The sequence below is a fragment of the Luteimonas sp. FCS-9 genome (assembly GCF_001014645.1).
In the GTDB taxonomy this organism is placed as follows: Bacteria; Pseudomonadota; Gammaproteobacteria; order Xanthomonadales; family Xanthomonadaceae; genus Luteimonas.
This window is the reverse complement of sequence record NZ_LASZ01000005.1, coordinates 23,262-41,632: the sequence shown is the minus strand read 5'-3', so window position 1 is coordinate 41,632 and position 18,371 is coordinate 23,262. Positions and strand designations below refer to the sequence as shown.

The following is an 18,371-nucleotide window of genomic DNA, read 5'->3' as shown; positions in this document are numbered from 1 at the left end:
CGGGCCGGGGCAGGATACGAGAACGCCCGGCCATGCCGGGCGTTCTGCTTTGTGGAGGGGGCGGTCCGGCGGATACCGCCGATGCCGTGCGGGTCACAAGCCGTCGGGGCTCCATGCCGACCGCGCATCGTCGCGTCGCCGTGCGTTCGCCCGCACCGCGATGCCGCGACGCGACGGCGTCAGTGCGCGCCGTCGTCGATGCGCAGTTCCATGCCCGGTCGCAGGATCGCGCGCGGGTCCAGTCCGTTGCGGCGGAGCAGCTCCTGGCTGCTGAGGCCGTAGCGACGCGCGATCGACCAGATCGACTCGCCATTGGCGACGGTGTGCATGCGCTGCGCGGCGGCGTGCAGCGCCGCGGCGGCGAGGCCGGCGCCGCCAGCCGGCGGCAGCGGTTCGAACTCCGGCGGCGCCTCGGCGAGGAACACCGGCGGCGCGGCCGCGGCCGGCGGCACCAGCACCTGCGTCGGCTGGCCGATGCGCGCGATGCGGCCGTCGGCGTGCGCGGGATTGAGCCGCTTGAGCTGGGCGGCGTCGGTCTCGTGCCGCGAGGCGAGTCCGTCGAGATCGCCGATGCCCTCGGGCACCGGGATCGCCTGCAGCACCGGCACCTCGCGGTCGAGCGCGGCCATCCAGCCCTCGCGCGTTTCCGCCTCCTTGATCAGGCACGACAGCGCGTGCAGCTTGCGCACGTAGGCGTGGGTGAGCTCGGGCATCGGCAGCGCCTGCGGGTCGGCGTCGGCCGGGACCTGGCCGGCGCGCTTGAGCGCGCCGAACACGCGGTACTCGCCGGCGTTGTAGGCCATGACCGCCAGCCGCCAGTCGCCGGCGAACATGCCGTGCAGCGTCTTGAGGTAGCGCACCGCCGCGCGCGTGGAGTCGGCGGGCGAGAGCCGGCCGTCGTAGCCGGCGCGGATCGGGATCTGGTGGTTGCGCGCGGTCACGGCGATGAACTGCCACAGCCCGGCCGGCCCCGAGGCGCTGCGGGCGCCGGGCCGGTAGCCGCTCTCGATGAACGGGATCAGCGCGTACTCGGTCGGCAGGTGCGCCTCGCGCACCGCGTCGACCACGTAGCCGAACAGCGGCAGCACATCGTTGCTGCGCGAGGTGAGCTGGCGCGGGACGTGCGAGAAATGCGAGCGCCAGCGCTCGCTGGCATCGTCGCTGCAGTCCTGCTCGGCCAGGCCGTCGCGGAAACGCTGGTAGATCTCCTGTCCGCTGCGGGTCGGGCCCGGCGGACGCGTGGCGCCCGCGGCCTGCATGCCAGCGGCGGCCGCGCCGGGCCCGGTGGGGAGCGGCGCGCCGGACGGACCGCCCGCGTGGCAGAGCACCGGCAGTGCGGCGGCCAGCAGGCCCGCCGCGAGCCGGGTACGACGGCCCGCCCTCATGCGCGGAAGCCGTCCTTCCAGCGCCGCAACGCGGCGAACACGTCGGCACGGGCGGCCCCGGGGGCCAGGCCGTCGTGCGCGGCGACCGCGGCCCGGACGGCCGGGGCGTCGATACGCAGGAACGGATTGCAGGTCAGTTCGTCCTGCAGGGGGACGGGAAGCGTGGGCCTGTCGGCGCTGCGCATCGAGACGATCTCCTGTTCGCGCCGCCGCAGCGCCGCGTTGTCCGGATCAACAACGCGCGCGAACGCCGCGTTGGACCGGGTGTATTCATGGCCGCAGCAGACCAGCGTATCGGCGGGCAGGGCCGCCAGACGGTCGAGCGAGGCCAGCATCTGGGCCGGGGTACCTTCGAACATGCGTCCACACCCGAGGCTGAACAGCGTGTCGCCGCAGAACAGGTGGCCCTGCCCGACGAAGGCGACGTGGCTGCGGGTGTGGCCCGGTACCGACAGCACGTCGAAGGTCCACGGACCGGCCTCGACCCGCGCGCCGTCGCCGACCCGGCGGGTCGCCAGCGGGATGCGCGGCTCCTCGGGTGCGACGATCGCCAGCGCGGGCCAGCGTGCGTGCAGGGCCGCCACACCACCGATGTGGTCGTCGTGGTGGTGGGTCAGCAGCACCGCCTCGGGGCGCAGCCCGGCATCGGCGGCCGACAGCACGGGGGCGGCGTCGCCCGGGTCCACGACCAGCGCACGACCATCGTCCGCCACGAGCGTCCAGATGTAGTTGTCCTCGAACGCACGCAGCGCCTGCAGTCGCATCGGTCGGGAAGGTCGGGTGGCGGCCGGAGGCCTTACAATGCGGACCATGCCCGCGATTTCTCCATCCGGTCAACCCGGCAGCGCCTGCGACTGGTTCGAAACGCCGGCCGGGCGCGCGGTGCTCGACAGCGAACACGCCCTCGTGGCGGAGGCGCTGGGCGGGCATCCGGGCCTGCCGTGGCTGTGGCTGACGCCGGCCGCGCCGCAGCTGGGGATCGAGGGCCGCGGCCTGTGCCTGGTGCGCCGTGGGCGCGGCCTGGACGGCCCGGTACGGTGCGGCTGGCCGCTCCCGCTGCCGAGCGAGGCTTTCGGCGCGGTGCTGCTGCAGCATGTCGTCGGCCCGCACGGCGACGACCTCGGCCTGCTGGAAGAGGCCGCGCGCGTGCTCGCGCCCGGCGGCCACCTGTGGCTGCTGCTGCTCAACCCGCTGACGCCGTACCGCTGGCGCTGGCGGGGCAGCGGCATCGCCAGCGCCGAACCGCTGGCCTGGCGCCGGCGCCTGCGCGAGGCCGGGCTCGCGCCCGACGCCGTCTCGCGCGGTGTCGGTCCCAGCTGGCGTCCGGTGCCGTCGCCGGCCTCCCAGAACGGGCCGGGCATCCGCGCCGCGTACGCGATGCGCTGCCAGAAGCGGCACCTGCCGCTGACCCCGGTTCGCCAGGCCCGCACGCTGGCGCTGCCGGCCGTCGCGCCGGCCGCTTGATCCACCCCGCAACAGGACATCGATGAAGTCGATCGAGATCTATACCGACGGCGCCTGCCTCGGCAATCCCGGCCCCGGCGGCTGGGGCGCGCTGCTGCGCTACCGCAGCACCGAGCGCGAGCTCAGCGGCGGCGAGCCGCAGACGACCAACAACCGCATGGAGCTGATGGCGGCGATCGCCGCGCTCGAGGCGCTGACCGAGCCGTGCCGGGTCGACCTGCACACCGATTCGCAGTACGTTCGCCAGGGCATCACCGAGTGGCTGCGCAACTGGGTACGACGCGGCTGGAAGACGGCCAGCGGCGGTGCGGTCAAGAACCAGGACCTGTGGCAGCGGCTGCAGCTGGCCTGCCAGCGCCACGAGATCGAATGGCACTGGGTCAAGGGCCATGCCGGGCATCCGGAGAACGAGCGCGCGGACGCGCTCGCCACCGCCGCGGCCCGCGCCCAGCGCGCGGCGTTCGCCTGACCCGCGCCCGAAGGAGCACGACCCGATGCGACAGATCGTCCTCGATACCGAGACCACCGGCCTGGAGTGGAAGAAGGGCAACCGGGTGGTCGAGATCGGCTGCGTGGAGCTCGTCGAGCGCCGGCCGACCGGCCGCACCTTCCACCAGTACATCAAGCCCGACGTCGACTTCGAGCAGGGCGCGGCCGAGGTGACCGGCCTGAGCCTGGAGTTCCTCGCCGACAAGCCGCCGTTCGAGGCGATCGCCGACGACTTCCTGGCCTTCATCGACGGCGCGGAGCTGGTCATCCACAACGCAGCGTTCGACGTCGGCTTCCTCGACTACGAGCTCTCGCGCCTCGGGCCGCACTACGGCGACATCCGCAGCCGGGTCACGGTCGAGGACTCGCTGCTGCTCGCGCGCCAGCGCTACCCGGGCCAGCGCAACTCGCTCGACGCGCTGTGCAAGCGCCTGGGCGTGGACAACGCGCACCGCCAGCTCCACGGCGCGCTGCTCGATGCGCAGCTGCTGGCCGAGGTCTACCTCGCGCTGACCGCCGGCCAGCACGAGATCGGCTTCGCCGCGCCGGTCGAGGCACCGTCGACGGTGCGCGTGGTCGCCGTGCAGCCCACCGGCGTACGGCCGGCGCTCGTGGTGCCGGAGGCGGACCTCGCGCTGCACGCCGCGCGCGTCGAGGCGATCCGCCGCAAGGCGGGCAGCTGCCTGTGGGACGCGCCCGCGGTGGCCGAGGCGGTCTGACCGGCCGCGCGGCGCGCCGGTGCTCGGGTCAGTGGCGCCGGATCAGGATCGCGGTGACGTTGTCCGAGCCGCCGCCGTCGAGCGCCGCGGCCACCAGGCCGTCGACGCATTCCTGTGCGCTGCATTCCGAGTGCGCCAGCACCTGGGCGATCGCGCGGTCGTCGACCTCCTCGGTCAGCCCGTCGCTGCACAGCAGCAGCTGGTTGCCCGGTGCGAGCTCGCCGGCCAGCGTCTCGACGTTGAGCGCCTGCGGATCGGTGACGCCCAGCGCCTGGGTCACGACGTTGCGCTGCGGATGGCTGCGCGCCTGGTCCACGTTCAGCGCGCCCTGCGCGATCAGCGCCTGCACGTAGCTGTGGTCCTGAGACAGCTGCGCGAGCTGGCCGTCCCGCCACAGGTAGACGCGGCTGTCGCCGACCCAGGCCACCTCGAAGCGGTTGCCCGAGATCCGCGCGGCGACGACCGTGGTGCCCATCGGCAGGCTGTCGTTGCGGCGGCGCGAGGCGCGGATGATCTCCTCGTCGGCCAGCCGGATCGCCTGCGGCAGCGAGCGCCCCTGGCGGATCTCGCGCACGATCGCCTCGCGCGCGAGCGCGCTGGCGACCTCGCCGTACTCGTGGCCGCCCATGCCGTCGGCGACCAGCCACAGCCCCAGCTCGCTGTCGCCGTAGTAGGTGTCCTCGTTGAGCTCGCGGCGCAGGCCGACGTGGGTCAGGTGGCCGAACTCGATCATGCGCGGCCTCCGGGACGGATGGCCGTGGACGGACCGGGGCGGGGCAGGAGGCGGGCGGTGGGGCTCGGGGGTGGGACGCGCATGGGGCATTGTGGCGCCGGGGGGCTGCGCAGCATAGGCCATGGCCGGCGCGGGCGCCGTGGAGGCGGGGTTGCGGCCCGGGCCGGCTGCCGTATCGTGAGGGCCCGGCCCGCCTGCGACCCCCGATGCAAGCACCCGATGTCCCGTGGTCCTGGAACGATGGCGAGATGGCCGGACGCATCCGCGCGTTCGACTGGCGGGCGACGCCGCTCGGCCCCATCGACCGGTGGCCGCCGGCGCTGCGCCACGCGGTTGCGACGATGCTCGACTCGCCGGCGCCGATGACGCTCGCCTGGGGGCCCCGCGGGCTGTTCCTCTACAACGATGCCCAGCGCGACCTGCTGGGCAGCCGCCACCCGCGCCAGCTCGGCCTGCCGCTGATCGAGGCCTGGCCCGAGGCGGAGGCGTTCGTCGACCACGTGCTGGCCGAGGCCCTGGCCGGGCGCCCGCTGCAGTTGCGCGGGCGTCCGTTCGACCTGATGCGCAACGGCGTCGTCGAGCGCGTGCTGTTCGACGTCGACTACTCGCCGCTGCGCGACGACCGCGGCGCCCCCGCCGGCATGCTGGCGATCGTCCGCGAGCTGACCCGCGAATCGATGCTGGCCGCCGCGCGCGAGACGGGCAGACATGAGGCGTTCCTGCTGGCGCTGAGCGATGCGCTGCGGACGCTGACGGCGCCGGCGCGGATCCTGGGCGTGGCCTCGCGGATGCTGGGCGAGCATCTCGGGCTCGACCGGGTGGGACTGGCGGTCTCCGATCCGGCCGGCGGCCTGCGCGTGCGCGAGGGCTGGAACCGCGACGATGCCGCGGCCGCGCTGCGCCTGCCCGACTGGCCGGCCGGGCAGGGCGACCTGGTGAGTGACGACGTCGAGCGCGACATCGCGCTGCCGGCCGCCATGCGCGGCGCGCTGCTGGCGCAGGACATCGCAGCGCTCGCGGTGGCGGTGCGCGCCCGGCGCGGACACGGGATGTCGGCGTTCGTCGCGGCTGCGCGCGCCCCACGCCGCTGGAGCGCGGCCGAACTGAACCTCTTGCGGGAGGTCGGGGAGCGCGCGGGCGCAGCCTCCGAGCGCGCCGCGGCCGAGATCGCGCTGACCGCCAGCGAGCAGCGCTACCGCGCGGTCGCCGAGCAGGCCGGGGTCGGCGTGGCGATCGCCGATCGCGACAGCCGGCTGGTCTACGTCAACGACCAGCACTGCCGCGCGCTGGGCACCGTGCGCGAGGCGCTGGAGGGCCGGCGGATCGACGAGCTCACGCATCCCGACGACCGTGCCGAGAGTGCGGACGTGCTGCGCCGCGTGCTCGCCGAGGGCGCCTCGAACACCATCGAGAAACGCGTCGTCGTTGCCGGCGAGGCGCGCTGGCTCCGGTTGTCGGTGGTGCCCTGGCGCGATCCCGCCGGCGCGATCGTCGGCAGCCTGGCGGTCAGCATGGACCTGACCGGCCATCGCCAGGCCGAACTGGCGTTGCGCGAGAGCGAGGCGCGGTTCCGCCAGTTCGGCGAGGCCTCCTCGGACGTGCTGTGGATCCGCGATGCGGAGACGCTGGCGCTCGAGTACCTGAGCCCGGCGTTCGAGACGATCTACGGCGGCACGCGCGAGGCCGCGATGCGCGATCCGGGGCTGTGGATGTCGACCGTGCATCCCGACGACCTGGCGGACGTGCGCGCGAGCATGCGCAAGGTGCGCCGCGGCGGGCGCGCGGCGTTCGAGTTCCGCGTGCTGCGGCCGTCCGACGGGCGCACGATCTGGGTGCGCAACACCGCCTTTCCGCTGTTCGACGAGGCCGGCCGGGTGCAGCGGATCGCCGGGATCGGCCGCGACATCACCGCCGAGCGCGAGCACGGGGCGCTGCTGGAGACGCTCGTCGCCGAACTCCAGCACCGCACCCGCAACCTGATCGCGGTCGTCCAGTCGCTGGCGCGGCGCACGCTGCAGTGCAGTCCGGATCTCGCGTCGTTCGGCGCCCGTTTCAGCGCGCGGCTCGACGCGCTGGGCCGGGTGCAGGGCCTGCTGTCGCAGGGCGCCGCGTCGGGCCGGATCACGTTCGACGCGATCCTGCGCCAGGAGCTCGAGGCGCACGGCGTGGGCGAGGACGATGCGCGCGTGACGCTCGACGGACCGGCCGGCGTGCCGCTGCGCTCGCGCGTGGTGCAGACGCTCGCGCTCGCGCTGCACGAGCTCATGACCAACGCACTCAAGCACGGCGCGCTGTCGGACGCCGGCGGGCGGCTCGACATCCGCTGGGAGATCGTGCCCGGCGATGCGCAGCGGCCTCGCGAGCTGCGCCTGACCTGGCGCGAGACGGGCGTCGCGGGGATGGCACCGGCGACCGCCGTCGCCGGCTATGGCCGTGAGCTGATCGAGCATGCCTTGCCCTACCAACTGGGGGCCCGGACTCACCATGCGCTGCATGCGGACGGTATCCTGTGCCGGATCGACGTGCCGCTCGGCGGCGCACCGGGCACGCAGCGGGGAAGGATGGCATGAGGCGGCCGCGGGTCCTCGTTGCCGAGGACGAATACATGCTGGCGATGCACCTGCACGACGGCCTGTGCGCGCGCGGCTTCGCCGTCGTCGGCCCGGTCGCCACGCTGGACGCCGCGCTCGCGCTGGTCGAACGCGAGCCCGACCTCGACGCCGCCATCCTCGACGTCAACCTCGACGGCGAGAAGAGCTACCCGCTCGCGCGCCGGTTGCGGCAGACGGGTGTCCCGTTCGTGTTCGCGTCCGGTTACGACCGCGACCTGCTGCCGGGGGAGTTCGCGGACGCCGCGCACTGCCTGAAGCCGATCGACCTCGCGCAGGCACTGGCGCTCCTGGGACTGTAGCGCCGGCGGCGTGCGCGCTCAGCCGCGGCTCGCGGGTGGCGTCAGCAACGTGCGCATGCGCCCGCACGCGGCGTCGGCCTCGTCGAGAAACCGGGCCGCGCGTGCTTGGTCGCCGGCCTCGAGCGCACTGCGCACCGCAGCGGCGGCAATCGCGGCCGCATTGGCCGCGTTGCGCATCGCGTGCAGCCAGTCGGGGTCCGCGCCGCCGGGCTGCGGGCCGGGCGGGCTCACGGCGCGGCCTTGCGGCCGGCGTCCTGCCCGGCCAGACGTGCGAGCTGGTTGTGGACGGTGCGCACGCTGATGCCCAGTGCCCGCGCGGTGGCGGTCTTGTCGTTGTTGAAGTGCGCCAGGGTCTTGAGCAGCGCGCGACGCTCGAGTTCGGCCAGCGTCGTGCCGACCGAGAACATGATCGAGGTCTCCGACTCCTTGAGCACCGTCTCGCTCGGCAGGCTCGGCCGCACGTACAGCTCGTCGCCTTCCTGCAGCAGGTAGGCACGCTGGACCGCGCTGCGCAGCTCGCGCACGTTGCCGGGCCAGTCGTGGCGCAGCAGCCCGGACTCGCTGCCGGCGGCCAGCCGCTTGCTGCGGCCGTAGTGCGCGTTGAGCTTGTCGACGAACAGGTGCGCGAGCACCGCCACGTCCTCGTCGCGGTCGCGCAGCGCCGGCAGCGGCAGTGCCGCCAGCAGATGGTAGAGATCGTCGCGCAGCGTGCCCTCGCGCATCGCCTCGTGCGGGTCGCGGTGCGTGGCCGCGACCAGCCGTGCGCTCGGGCCGGACCGGTCGGTGCCGTCCTCGAGCGCGCGCAGCAGCCGGGCCTGCAACGGCATCGGCATCGCCGTGAGGTCGGCGAGGAACAACGTCCCGTCCGCGGCGCGGCGGAAGGCGTCGCCGAGGCCGTCGCCGTCGTCGAACAGGTCGGCGGCGAGTCGCTCGGGCGTGGTCGCGCTGCAGTCCACGGTGACCAGCGGCCCCTTGCGCCCGCTGGCGGTGTGCAGCGCCCGTGCGACGAGCGTCTTGCCGGTGCCGTGCTCGCCCGACACCAGCACCGGCGCGTCGGTGGCGCCGATGCGCAGGACCTGGTCGACGACGCGGCGGATCTGCGGCGAGTTGCCGGCGATGTCGCCGATCGCGGCCGGCACGTCGGGCGAGCGCGGTGGGCGGTAGCGCGCGACCGCTCGCTCCATCAGCCGGCGCAGCTGGGTGGGGTCGAGCGGCTTGACCAGGTATTCGATCACCGGCGAGGCGACCGCGCGCGCGGCCGATTCGACCGTGGGCCGCCCGGTGACGACCGCGATCTGGCCATGTTCGGCCAGGTCGATGTCGTCGAGCAGGTCGAGGCCGGACCCGTCGGGCAGTTGCAGGTCGGGCAGCATCAGGTCGGCACGGGCGCGCGACAGGAAATCGCGGGCCTCGGCGAGCGTTTCGGCGAGTTGGACGCGCAACCCGGCCGCGAAGGCAAGCTGTCCGGCGGCGCGGGAGAACGTGCCGTCGTCGTCGAGGATCAGCACGGTGGGTTGTGGCATGACGTTCGTCCGTACTGGAGGCCAATGACCCTAGTCAGCTGGCGGTTAATGGGACGTGGAGGGTGCAGGGCGGCCAGGCGGCATGGCGTGAATGCGCCGGCCATGCGGACGGGGCGCGGGCGGCGGGCTGCCGAACGCCGTGCGTCGCGCGTGGGGTTCGCGTCGAGGCCTCGACGCGCCTGTTGAAATCGAGCGGCCTCCGCGTCCGGCGTCGCCCGCTTGTCGGCCAAGCACGGCCCCCGTATGATTGCGCCCCCGGGATCTGCACGCAGGCCCGGGACCACCGGAGAGGTGGCAGAGTGGTTGAATGTACCTGACTCGAAATCAGGCAGGCGTTTATAGCGCCTCGGGGGTTCGAATCCCCCCCTCTCCGCCAGAATCGACAAGGGGCTGCGTCCTGGACGCAGCCCTTTTTTGTGGGTTTTCGCGTACGTCCGGCCCGGCCGCACGAGGCGCGAGAGGGAAGCCTTCCCCCGCGTGCGGGGAGGTCACTCGCGCGCCGTGCTGCGTTTTGGTGCCTTCCCCCGCTTGCGGGGCATTGCGCCTTTCAAGGGTTGGGTGGGGATGCTTCTTCGCGCAAAGCCCGTGTTCGCGCAAAGCCCGTGCCCCCACCCGGCGCCTGTTGGCGCCGACCTCCCCCGCAGGCGGGGGAGGTGAGATACGCGTCGTGCTCTTCGATCGTGGCCGAATCCACGCGGCATCGCCCACCGCGGCCCCTCCGCGGCAGCGGTACACTGGCCGGCCCGTCCGTTCCGGCAGCCCCCATGTCCGAGATTTCCGTGCCCGTGTCCTTCGGCGAGCTGCTCGACAAGATCTCGATCCTGCAGATCAAGTCCGAGCGCATGACCGATGCCGCCAAGCTCGCCAACGTGCGCCGGGAGCTGACCGCGCTGGAGCAGACCTGGATGGCGCATCCGGGCGCCGGGCACGACATCGTGCGGCTGCGCGCCGACCTGAAGGCCGTCAACGAGCGGCTGTGGGACATCGAGGACGAGATCCGGCTCAAGGAGAAGGCCCAGGCCTTCGACGAGGCGTTCGTGCAGTTGGCGCGCAGCGTCTACATCGAGAACGACGAGCGCGCGCGCATCAAGAAGGCGATCAACCTCGCGCTGGGCTCGGCCTATGTCGAGGAAAAGTCCTACGCCGACTATCGCACGGGCGACGCCGCGCCCTGACTGCGCCCGCGGGGCAGCACCCGCCGCTCAAGCCTGCCCGAGGTCGGCGCGCCGGCGCTCGAACGCTTGGATCGTGTCGTCGAGGGTGACCAGCGCCATGACGTCGTCGAACTCGATCTTGGTGCCCCATTTGAGATCCGCCGCCGGCTTGCCGAGGAACCGGCGCGCGGCGTCGTCGTAGCGGTCCACGCAGAACCGGCGGTCCGAGTACGGGCCACTGCGCGCCGGGTTGCTGGCCGCGTGCAGGCCCAGCACCTTGGTGCCCATCGCGTTGGCGATGTGCATCGGCCCCGAATCGGGCGTGACCAGCAGCTGCGCGCGCGCCAGCAGTGCCGGCAACTGCTTGAGCGTGTCCTTGCCGACCAGGTCGAGCGCCTCGTGCCGCATCGCCGCCAGGATCGCGTCGGCCGTACGGCGCTCCAGTTCGCTGCGGCCGCCGCACAGCACCACCCGCCAGCCGGCGTCCGCGGCGTGGTCGGCGAGCGCGGCGTGGCGGTCGGGATACCAGTTGCGGCGCACGTGGCTCGAGCACGGCGAGATCATCAGCACCGGCCGGCCGTCGTCGTCCCACTGCGCCCGCGCCCAGGCGTGCGCGTCGTCGGGCACCGGCATCGCCCAGGTCACCGCGTCCTGGCGCAGGCCCAGCGGCTCGCAGAAGCTGCCGATCGCGTCGAGCACGTGGATGCCGGGCCGGTCGGGAATGCGCTCGTTGACGAACAGGCCGTGCAGGTCCTTGGACCGGGCGCGGTCGTAGCCCACGCGCCGGCGCGCGGGCACGAAGCCCGAGAGCAGGTTCGCGCGCGCGGCGACCTGCATCTGCAGCAGCGCGTCGAACCGGCGCGCCGTGCCCAGGCGCGCGCGCAGTTCGCGCCGCATCGCACGCATGCCGGCCAGCCCCGTTTTCTTGTCGTAGACGACGAAGTCCACGCCCGGCAGGCCTTCGAGCAGGCGATGCTCACCCTTGCCGATGACCCAGCTCAGCGCGACGTCGGGCCAGGCGCGGCGCAGCGTCTCGATCAACGGCAGCACGTGGGTCACGTCGCCGAGCGCCGACAGGCGCAGCAGGCACACGGAACGGGGCCTGAAAGCAGGCGCCGGTCCGGCGGAAACGGGGGGCGCGACGGGCGGGGCAGGGGCCAAGGCTTGGTAAACTCGCTGGATGAACAGATTCGACCCCAGCGAAAGCCTGACGCCGATTCCGGCGGACGGTCGCGCGGGCGAGTACGGCGCCATTCTGTTCGACGGCACGCAGCTGCGGCAAGCCGATCCGCGCTGGTTCGATCCGGCGCTGTGGGGCGAGCGCGCGCAGCGGGTCTCGGGCAGCGGGCGCGGCGGCGCGTGGTTCATCGACGCCTCGCACGGGCCGTGCGTGCTGCGGCAGTACCTGCGCGGCGGCATGGTCGGCCGCGTCAACCGCGACCTGCACCTGTGGCGCGGCGGGCCGCGCGTGCGCAGCTTCGTCGAGTTCCGGCTGCTGCGCGAACTGCTGCAGCGCGACCTGCCGGTGCCCCAGCCCATCGCCGCGAGCTACCTGCGCCGCGGGCTCACCTACCGGGCCTGGATCCTGATCGAGCGGCTGGTCGACGTGCGCTCGCTGGCCGATCTGGTCGCGCAGGCGCCTGAAGACGCGCCTTGGGAGCAGACCGGCCGCCTGATCGCGCGCTTCCATCGCGCCGGGCTGGACCATGCCGACCTCAACGCCCACAACATCCTGTTCGACGGCCTGGGCAAGGGCTGGCTGATCGATCTCGACCGCGGCCGCCTGCGCATTCCCGAGACCCGCTGGCGCGCGCGCAACCTTGCGCGGCTGGAGCGCTCGCTGCAGAAGCTGCGCGGGGCGCGCAGCGAGGACGCGGTGGCGGCGGATTTCGCGCGCCTGCGCCGCTCCTACGACGTGCTCTGGAGCCGGGGCATCTGATGGACTGGGCACTGCGGTTCCTGGGGGTCGGCAACGCGTCGGCGGTCGCATTGGGCTCGCCGATGGCGACGATCGAGCGCGACGGCGCGCCGTGGCTGACGATCGACTGCGGCAACGAAGGCCTGACCGCGCATCTCGATCGCTACGGCGAGGCGCCGCGCGCGCTGTTCGTCACCCATGTGCACCTCGACCACGTCGGCGGCTTCGAGCGGCTGTTCGTCGACCGCTACTTCGATCCCGCGCGTCGCGGCGCGATGCCGCTGTATGTGCCGGCCCCGGTGGTGCCGCTGCTGCACCGGCGCGTGGGCGACTATCCCAACGTGCTCGCCGAAGGCGGCGCGAACTTCTGGGACGCGTTCCGGCTGATCCCGGTCGGCGAGGCCTTCTGGCACGACGGCGTGCGCCTGGAGGTGTTCCCGGTGCGCCACCACTGGCCGGAGACGGCCTATGGGCTGCGGCTGCCCGGCAGCCTGGTGTGGAGCGGCGACACGCGGCCCGTTCCGGAGATGCTCGCGCGCTATGCCGACCGCGACGAGCTGGTCGCCCACGACTGCGGCCTGCACGGCAATCCGTCGCACAGCGGCATCGACGATCTCGAACGCGACTATCCGCCCGCGCTGCTCGCCCGCTGCGTGCTCTACCACTACGCATCGGACGCCGACGGCGAGGCGATGCGCGCGCGCGGCCATCGCGTGGCGCGCCCGGGCGATCGGTTCGCGCTGCGTGCACCGGCGCACGCGCAGGATGTGCGCGCATGAGCGCCCTGCCGCAACTGCCCCAGGCCCCGCTGGACCGCCTCGGCCGCCCGCTGCACGACCTGCGGCTGTCGGTGATCGAGGCCTGCAACTTCCGCTGCGGCTACTGCATGCCCGCCGATCGCGTGCCCGACGACTACGGTTTCGACCAGGCCGGGCGGCTGTCGTTCGACGAGATCGAGACGCTGGTGCGCGGCTTCGCGCGGCTGGGCATGCGCAAGCTGCGCATCACCGGCGGCGAGCCGCTGCTGCGCAAGCACCTGCCGTCGCTGATCGAACGTTTGGCCAAGGTCCCCGGCATCGAGGACCTGGCGATGACGACCAATGGCTCGCTGCTCGCGCGCCAGGCCCAGGCGCTGCGCGACGCCGGCCTGCGGCGCCTGACGATCAGCCTCGATGCGCTCGATCCGGCGCTGTTCCACCAGTTGTCGGGCGGGCGCGGCGACATCGACGCGGTGCTGGCAGGCGTGGACGCGGCCGAACGCGCCGGGTTCTCGTCGATCAAGTTCAACTGCGTGGTGCAGCGCGGCGTCAACGACCACGAGGTCGAGCGCATGGCGGCGCATTTCCGCGGCACCGGCCACGTCGTGCGCTTCATCGAGTACATGGACGTGGGCACCTGCAACGGCTGGGACCGCGCGCTGGTGGTGCCCTCGCGCGAACTGCACGCGCGCATCCAGGCGCGCTGGCCGCTGCGCGCGCTCGATGCCGACTACCGCGGCGAGGTCGCCCAGCGGCACGCCTATGCGGACGGCGCCGGCGAGATCGGCTTCATCAGCTCGGTGACCGCGCCGTTCTGCGGCGACTGCCATCGCGCCCGCGTCTCGGCCGACGGCAGCCTCTACACCTGCCTGTTCGCCGGCCAGGGGCAGCCGCTGCGCGGCTGGCTGGCCGAGGGCGAGGCCGCGTTCGCGTCCCGGCTCACCGACCTGTGGTCGCGCCGTGCCGACCGCTACAGCGAACTGCGCGGCAGCACCCGCGCCCCGCGCCGGCACGTCGAAATGTTCCTGGTCGGCGGCTGAGCGGAGCACCCCGTGAGGGGACGCCGGACACCGGGGCCGGTACCATCCGGGTTCCGCAGTCACGACGCAGGCGAAATGGCCCGCAGCAGAACCCCGGCGTCCCCGACGCTGACCCACATCGATCCCGACGGCCGGCCGACCATGGTCGACGTCTCGGCCAAAACCGTCACCGCCCGCGCCGCGAGTGCCGAATGCCGCATCCGGTTCCCGGCGCCGGTCGCCGCGCAACTGCGCGCCAGCGGCCTGCGCAGCGCCAAGGGCGGGATCGTCGACACCGCGATCGTCGCCGGCACGATGGCGGTCAAGCGCACCTTTGAGCTGATCCCGTTCTGCCACCCGCTGCCGATCGACGGCGTGCGGATCGCGATCGACTGGTGCGGCGAGCGCGAGCTGCGCATCGACTGCACCGTCAAGACCACCCACCGCACCGGCGTGGAGATGGAAGCGCTGACCGGCGCGACCGTCGCCGCGCTGACCGTCTACGACATGTGCAAGGCGCTCTCGCACGCCATCGTGCTCGGACCGGCGAAGCTGGTCGGCAAGCGCGGCGGCAAGCGCGACGTCGGCACGATCGAGGGAGGTGCCGCACCATGACCGACGTTCGACTGTTGTACTTCGCCAGCCTGCGCGATGCCGCCGGCCGCAGCGAGGAGACCTGGCAGACCACCGCGCCCGACCTGCGCGCGCTCTACGCCGAGGTACGCGCACAGCACGGCTTCGCGCTGCCGGCCGAGCGCCTGCGCGTTGCCGTCGACGGCGCGTTCGCGCGCTGGGACGATGCGGTCCGCGGCGACAGCGAGATCGCCTTCATTCCCCCGGTCAGCGGAGGCTGAAATGACCGATCGCGACTTCTGGCTGGCCGACGCGCCGGTCGACCTGGTCCCGTTGCGCGCGCGGCTGCAGCACGATCGCGCCGGCGCCTTCGCCAGCTTCGAAGGCTGGGTGCGCGACCACAACGACGGCCGCCCGGTGCTCGGGCTGCGCTACGAATCCTATGTCGAGTTGGCGCAGGCCGAGGGCGCGAAGGTGCTCGCCGAGGCCCGCGCGCGCTTCGCGCTGTGCGAGGCCGTGTGCGTGCATCGCATCGGCGACCTGGCGATCGGCGACATGGCGGTGTGGGTCGGCGTGTCCGCCCCGCACCGCGGCGCGGCGTTCGATGCCTGCCGCTACATCATCGACGAGATCAAGGACCGCGTGCCGATCTGGAAGCACGAGCGCTACGCGGACGGCGATGCCACCTGGCTGCATCCCGAACCGGCAGGGGACGGGGCGCCGCAGTGACACGGACGGCGGCGCCTGGCGTCTTCGCCCTGCTGCTGGCCGGCTGCGCGAGCGTACCGGTGCCGCCGGAACCGCCGCCGGCGCCGCCCGCGCGCGGCGAGGTCGGTGCCGCGTTGCTGGCGCCCGAGGGCGATACCCACCGGATGGCCCTCGGGCGCCACCAGCGCTTCGTCTATCCCACGCTCGAACAACCCGCCGCGTTGCCGGCCTATCCCGCCGAGTTGCTGCCGCTGCGCCTGCCGCCGGTCGAGGTCTGCGTGGATGTCGTCGTCGGCACCCAGGGCCAGGTGACGGCCGCCGCCGAGCGAGCGGATGCGCGTTGCACGATGCCCGGCGACGTGCCCGATCGCGCCGCGTTCGTGGCGCCGACGCTGGCCGCCGTGCGCGCCTGGACCTACTGGCCCGCCGCGCTGTGCACCGCGCCGGACGGGTTCGACGGCAGCGATCCCTGCAGCGCTGCGGACGCGACCGAGACGCCGACGCCCGTGCGGCTGTCCTACGCGATCCGCTTCCGTCAGCACGACGGCGTGCCGGTGGTGGAGCGGGGCGAATGAGGCGGCAACGGATAGGCGCAGGCGCGCCGGCCCTGCTAGAATCCCCCTCCCGCTGACGCGGGGCCGGGCCTGCCCGGCGTACGTCTCCATGGTGGCCCCGTCGGCCCCTCGCGACGCTAGATCGAAAATCCCGCCAGGGCCGGAAGGCAGCAACGGTATCGGTCGATGCGGGCGCCGAGGTCAGTCGGCGGGGCCATCGCCATGTGGGGGCCGTGCAGGCGCGACGCCGGCATGGCCGGCGCCGCGACACCGTCAGGGCGTCAGCACCACCTTGCGGCAAGCATCGTCCTCATCCTTGCCGTCGAAGATCTCGTAGCCGCGCGCCGCGTCTTCGAGCTTCATCCGGTGCGAGATGATGACGTCCGGCTGCAGGTCGCCATCGCCGATGCGCGTCAGCAGTTCGGGCATGTAGCGCTGCACGTCGGTCTGTCCCATCTTGAAGGTCAGGCCCTTGTCGAACGCATCGCCGAGCATGAACGCGTGGATGAAGCCTGCATACACGCCCGGGATGCTGACCGTGCCCGCGCGCCGCGTCGCCGCGATGCACTGCCGCACTGCCGCGCCGCTGCTGGTCTCGAGCTTGAGGCCGGTCAGCAACGTGTCGGCCTTGCTGCCCTTGGCCTCGAAGCCGACTGCGTCGATCGACGCGTCCACGCCGCGCCCGTCGGTCTGCGAGACGATCACGTCGGCCGGATCGTCGATCTCCTCGAAGTTCAGCGGGATCACGCCGTAGGTGGCCTGCGCGAAGTCGAGCCGGTACTGGTAACGGTCGACCATGAAGATGCGCTCCGCGCCCAGCATCCGGCTGCACGCCGCCGCCATCAGCCCGACCGGACCGGCGCCGAAGATCGCGACCGTCGAGCCCTTCGTGACATTCGCGTCGAGGACCGCCTGATAGCCGGTCGGCAGGATGTCCGACAGGAACAGCACCTGCTCGTCGCTCAACACCTCCGGCACGACCAGCGGGCCGACGTTGGCCTTGGGCACGCGCACGAATTCCGCCTGGCCGCCGGAGATGCCGCCGTACAGATGGCTGTAGCCGAACAGCGCCGCCGGCGGCCGCATGCCCTTGCGGTTGAGCGACGCGCCCTGTCCGGTGTTCGTCGTCTCGCACGCGGAGAACTCCGAGAGCCGGCAATGGAAGCAGTCGCCACAGGCGATCACGAACGGAATCACGACCCGGTCGCCCTTGCGCACCGACGTGACGTCGGGCCCGACGTCCTCGACCACGCCCATGAACTCGTGGCCCAGGATGTCGCCGTCGTGCAGCTCCGGAATCTTGCCGCGGTACAGATGCAGGTCCGAGCCGCAGATTGCGGTGGCGGTCACGCGCAGCAGGATGTCGTCGCGTTCGCGCAGGACGGGATCGGGCACCGTCTCGACCCGGACGTCCCGCGTGCCATGATAGGTCAGGGCTTTCATCGCATCTCCTTAGGGGCAAAGCCCGGATGCAACCAGCCGCGGCGGCAATGCGGCGTGATCGGCGATGACTTTGGCGTTGTCCGCGCGCGCAAGATTGCGTTGCGCCTGATGGGCGCTTGGTCGCCCCGCGTGGCGGATTCACGAATCCGGAAGATTCCGCCGACCCTGAATGCAGCATCCTCGCGCCCAACTAACGTCGGCCGGCGCAGCGTCGTCAACGTGGCGAATGTCCGCCGCATGGAGACGACGCATGAGTCCGAACAACCAGAACCAGCGCGAAGGCCAGAACCAGAATCCGCAGCAGGGCGGCCAGCAGGGAGGCGGCCAGCAGGGTGGTGGTCAGCAGGGCGGCCGTGACCAGCGCCAGGGCGAAAACGAGCGCAACCAGAATCGTCCTGGTCAGGAAGAGGAGGAATAAGCGCCAGGCTCGACCGAGCGTCCAAGGACGGACGCTTGGCGGCGCGGCATCGTGCCCATGGATTGGTCACTGTAAAGGCGGTGAGGCTAGATGTCTGATGCGCTTCAATATGCAGCGATCACGACAGACGCTTCGAAGTGGCGATGCCTCTGTCAATCAGACGATGCATGCACGTAGGACTATTCTTACTCTCAACCAAGTAGTTCTCTGATTCTCTTGCTTTGGTTGACCTACGAGATTGTCTCGCGGCGTATCCGCGCGCTGAGACAATCAGATCGCCTACGCCACATCACGTCAACTCATGGAGAATGCAGATGAAGGCCTTGACGAAAGCGGTAGGCACCCTGGCAATCGGGCTGTCGCTCACGATCGGAACAGCATCGTCTCAGGCGCTTGAGACGCCACCTGCGAGCGAGTGCACGGCCAATGGAGTGATCGGATCCGTTGACCTGTTGAACGGTCAGCGCGTCTTTATGTGTCAGAACGGCGAGTGGCGCTTCCTGTACGAGTGCACCTTCGACACAAGCGGCTACTGCGTCATCCATTGATTGATGGATTCGCCTACCAAGCGGTCTGCGAACCGCCCGCGTATCTCGCGCGGG

The 18,371-nt window shown here is 72.2% G+C and carries 22 protein-coding genes, 1 tRNA gene and 1 other RNA gene; 17 read left to right on the top strand and 7 right to left on the bottom strand.

What is annotated here, in order from left to right; genetic code table 11:
- Window positions 1–179: 179 nt before the first annotated feature.
- Both WQ56_RS06005 and gloB read right to left on the bottom strand, forming a co-directional pair.
- Window positions 180–1,385, bottom strand: coding sequence for a lytic transglycosylase domain-containing protein (locus tag WQ56_RS06005; RefSeq protein ID WP_047136195.1), 1,206 nt, complete (start codon window positions 1,383–1,385; stop codon window positions 180–182).
- Window positions 1,382–2,149 carry a hydroxyacylglutathione hydrolase gene (gloB, locus tag WQ56_RS06000; RefSeq protein WP_047136194.1) on the bottom strand — a complete coding sequence of 256 codons (768 nt, stop codon included), beginning with the start codon at window positions 2,147–2,149 and terminating at the stop codon, window positions 1,382–1,384. The genes WQ56_RS06005 and gloB overlap by 4 nt, the downstream gene beginning before the upstream one ends.
- 46 nt (window positions 2,150–2,195) lie before the next feature.
- Here gloB and WQ56_RS05995 point away from each other — a divergent pair, with 46 nt between their 5' ends.
- The 3 genes from WQ56_RS05995 to dnaQ are packed head-to-tail and all read left to right on the top strand — an operon-like array spanning window position 2,196 to window position 4,057.
- Entirely contained in the window at window positions 2,196–2,849 is a 654-nt protein-coding gene (locus tag WQ56_RS05995; RefSeq protein WP_047136335.1) for a methyltransferase domain-containing protein, read from the top strand.
- Window positions 2,850–2,871: 22 nt separating this feature from the next.
- Window positions 2,872–3,318, top strand: coding sequence for a ribonuclease HI (rnhA, locus tag WQ56_RS05990; protein ID WP_047136193.1), 447 nt, complete (start codon window positions 2,872–2,874; stop codon window positions 3,316–3,318).
- A gap of 25 nt (window positions 3,319–3,343) precedes the next feature.
- Window positions 3,344–4,057, top strand: coding sequence for a DNA polymerase III subunit epsilon (gene dnaQ, locus WQ56_RS05985; RefSeq protein WP_047136192.1), 714 nt, complete (start codon window positions 3,344–3,346; stop codon window positions 4,055–4,057).
- 28 nt (window positions 4,058–4,085) lie between these two features.
- Here dnaQ and WQ56_RS05980 read toward each other — a convergent pair whose 3' ends face one another.
- Complete coding sequence (locus tag WQ56_RS05980; RefSeq protein ID WP_047136191.1) at window positions 4,086–4,790, bottom strand: protein phosphatase 2C domain-containing protein; 705 nt, start codon at window positions 4,788–4,790, stop codon at window positions 4,086–4,088.
- Window positions 4,791–4,996: 206 nt separating this feature from the next.
- Between WQ56_RS05980 and WQ56_RS17640 the strand changes: the two genes are divergently transcribed.
- Window positions 4,997–7,360 carry a PAS domain S-box protein gene (locus WQ56_RS17640; protein WP_082132227.1) on the top strand — a complete coding sequence of 788 codons (2,364 nt, stop codon included), beginning with the start codon at window positions 4,997–4,999 and terminating at the stop codon, window positions 7,358–7,360.
- Window positions 7,357–7,701 (top strand): response regulator, encoded by a 345-nt coding sequence (locus tag WQ56_RS05970; RefSeq protein ID WP_047136190.1) that lies wholly within the window; start codon window positions 7,357–7,359, stop codon window positions 7,699–7,701. Before WQ56_RS17640 ends, WQ56_RS05970 begins: the two co-directional genes overlap by 4 nt.
- Before the next feature lie 18 nt (window positions 7,702–7,719).
- Here the strand turns inward: WQ56_RS05970 and WQ56_RS05965 are convergent, their stop codons facing one another.
- Window positions 7,720–7,932, bottom strand: coding sequence for a hypothetical protein (locus WQ56_RS05965; RefSeq protein ID WP_047136189.1), 213 nt, complete (start codon window positions 7,930–7,932; stop codon window positions 7,720–7,722).
- Window positions 7,929–9,224 (bottom strand): sigma 54-interacting transcriptional regulator, encoded by a 1,296-nt coding sequence (locus WQ56_RS05960; RefSeq protein WP_052772872.1) that lies wholly within the window; start codon window positions 9,222–9,224, stop codon window positions 7,929–7,931. The genes WQ56_RS05965 and WQ56_RS05960 overlap by 4 nt, the downstream gene beginning before the upstream one ends.
- A gap of 285 nt (window positions 9,225–9,509) precedes the next feature.
- Between WQ56_RS05960 and WQ56_RS05955 the strand changes: the two genes are divergently transcribed.
- Both WQ56_RS05955 and WQ56_RS05950 read left to right on the top strand, forming a co-directional pair.
- Window positions 9,510–9,600, top strand: a tRNA-Ser gene (locus tag WQ56_RS05955).
- 388 nt (window positions 9,601–9,988) lie between these two features.
- Window positions 9,989–10,399, top strand: a complete 411-nt coding sequence (locus WQ56_RS05950; RefSeq protein ID WP_047136188.1) for a DUF6165 family protein — start codon at window positions 9,989–9,991, stop codon at window positions 10,397–10,399.
- A gap of 27 nt (window positions 10,400–10,426) precedes the next feature.
- On the opposite strand, the gene WQ56_RS05945 is transcribed toward WQ56_RS05950, so the two are convergent.
- Window positions 10,427–11,539 (bottom strand): glycosyltransferase family 9 protein, encoded by a 1,113-nt coding sequence (locus WQ56_RS05945; protein WP_231583363.1) that lies wholly within the window; start codon window positions 11,537–11,539, stop codon window positions 10,427–10,429.
- Window positions 11,540–11,558: 19 nt separating this feature from the next.
- On the opposite strand from WQ56_RS05945, the gene WQ56_RS05940 reads away from it, so the two are divergent.
- The 8 genes from WQ56_RS05940 to ffs all read left to right on the top strand — a co-directional run bounded on the left by WQ56_RS05940 (window position 11,559) and on the right by ffs (window position 16,123).
- Window positions 11,559–12,317, top strand: a complete 759-nt coding sequence (locus tag WQ56_RS05940) for a 3-deoxy-D-manno-octulosonic acid kinase (protein ID WP_047136186.1) — start codon at window positions 11,559–11,561, stop codon at window positions 12,315–12,317.
- On the top strand, window positions 12,317–13,075 hold the full coding sequence (locus tag WQ56_RS05935; RefSeq protein WP_047136185.1) for an MBL fold metallo-hydrolase: 759 nt from the start codon (window positions 12,317–12,319) through the stop codon (window positions 13,073–13,075). The genes WQ56_RS05940 and WQ56_RS05935 overlap by 1 nt, the downstream gene beginning before the upstream one ends.
- Window positions 13,072–14,094 (top strand): GTP 3',8-cyclase MoaA, encoded by a 1,023-nt coding sequence (gene moaA, locus WQ56_RS05930; protein ID WP_047136184.1) that lies wholly within the window; start codon window positions 13,072–13,074, stop codon window positions 14,092–14,094. Before WQ56_RS05935 ends, moaA begins: the two co-directional genes overlap by 4 nt.
- A 75-nt stretch (window positions 14,095–14,169) precedes the next feature.
- Window positions 14,170–14,688 (top strand): cyclic pyranopterin monophosphate synthase MoaC, encoded by a 519-nt coding sequence (gene moaC, locus WQ56_RS05925; protein WP_047136183.1) that lies wholly within the window; start codon window positions 14,170–14,172, stop codon window positions 14,686–14,688.
- Window positions 14,685–14,927, top strand: coding sequence for a MoaD/ThiS family protein (locus tag WQ56_RS05920; RefSeq protein ID WP_047136182.1), 243 nt, complete (start codon window positions 14,685–14,687; stop codon window positions 14,925–14,927). The genes moaC and WQ56_RS05920 overlap by 4 nt, the downstream gene beginning before the upstream one ends.
- A gap of 1 nt (window position 14,928) precedes the next feature.
- Complete coding sequence (locus WQ56_RS05915; protein ID WP_047136181.1) at window positions 14,929–15,375, top strand: molybdenum cofactor biosynthesis protein MoaE; 447 nt, start codon at window positions 14,929–14,931, stop codon at window positions 15,373–15,375.
- The gene (locus WQ56_RS05910; protein WP_047136180.1) at window positions 15,372–15,929 is read left to right on the top strand and encodes a hypothetical protein; all 558 of its coding nucleotides are present in this window, start codon (window positions 15,372–15,374) and stop codon (window positions 15,927–15,929) included. Before WQ56_RS05915 ends, WQ56_RS05910 begins: the two co-directional genes overlap by 4 nt.
- A 97-nt stretch (window positions 15,930–16,026) precedes the next feature.
- An RNA gene (gene ffs / locus WQ56_RS18015) (signal recognition particle sRNA small type) lies at window positions 16,027–16,123 on the top strand.
- A gap of 58 nt (window positions 16,124–16,181) precedes the next feature.
- On the opposite strand, the gene WQ56_RS05905 is transcribed toward ffs, so the two are convergent.
- The gene (locus WQ56_RS05905) at window positions 16,182–17,351 is read right to left on the bottom strand and encodes a zinc-dependent alcohol dehydrogenase (RefSeq protein WP_047136179.1); all 1,170 of its coding nucleotides are present in this window, start codon (window positions 17,349–17,351) and stop codon (window positions 16,182–16,184) included.
- A gap of 250 nt (window positions 17,352–17,601) precedes the next feature.
- Here WQ56_RS05905 and WQ56_RS19030 point away from each other — a divergent pair, with 250 nt between their 5' ends.
- Window positions 17,602–17,769 (top strand): hypothetical protein, encoded by a 168-nt coding sequence (locus WQ56_RS19030; protein ID WP_197076442.1) that lies wholly within the window; start codon window positions 17,602–17,604, stop codon window positions 17,767–17,769.
- 314 nt (window positions 17,770–18,083) lie between these two features.
- A complete protein-coding gene (locus tag WQ56_RS05900) occupies window positions 18,084–18,317 on the top strand; it encodes a hypothetical protein (protein WP_156170392.1) in 234 nt (77 codons plus the stop codon).
- Window positions 18,318–18,371 lie beyond the last annotated feature (54 nt).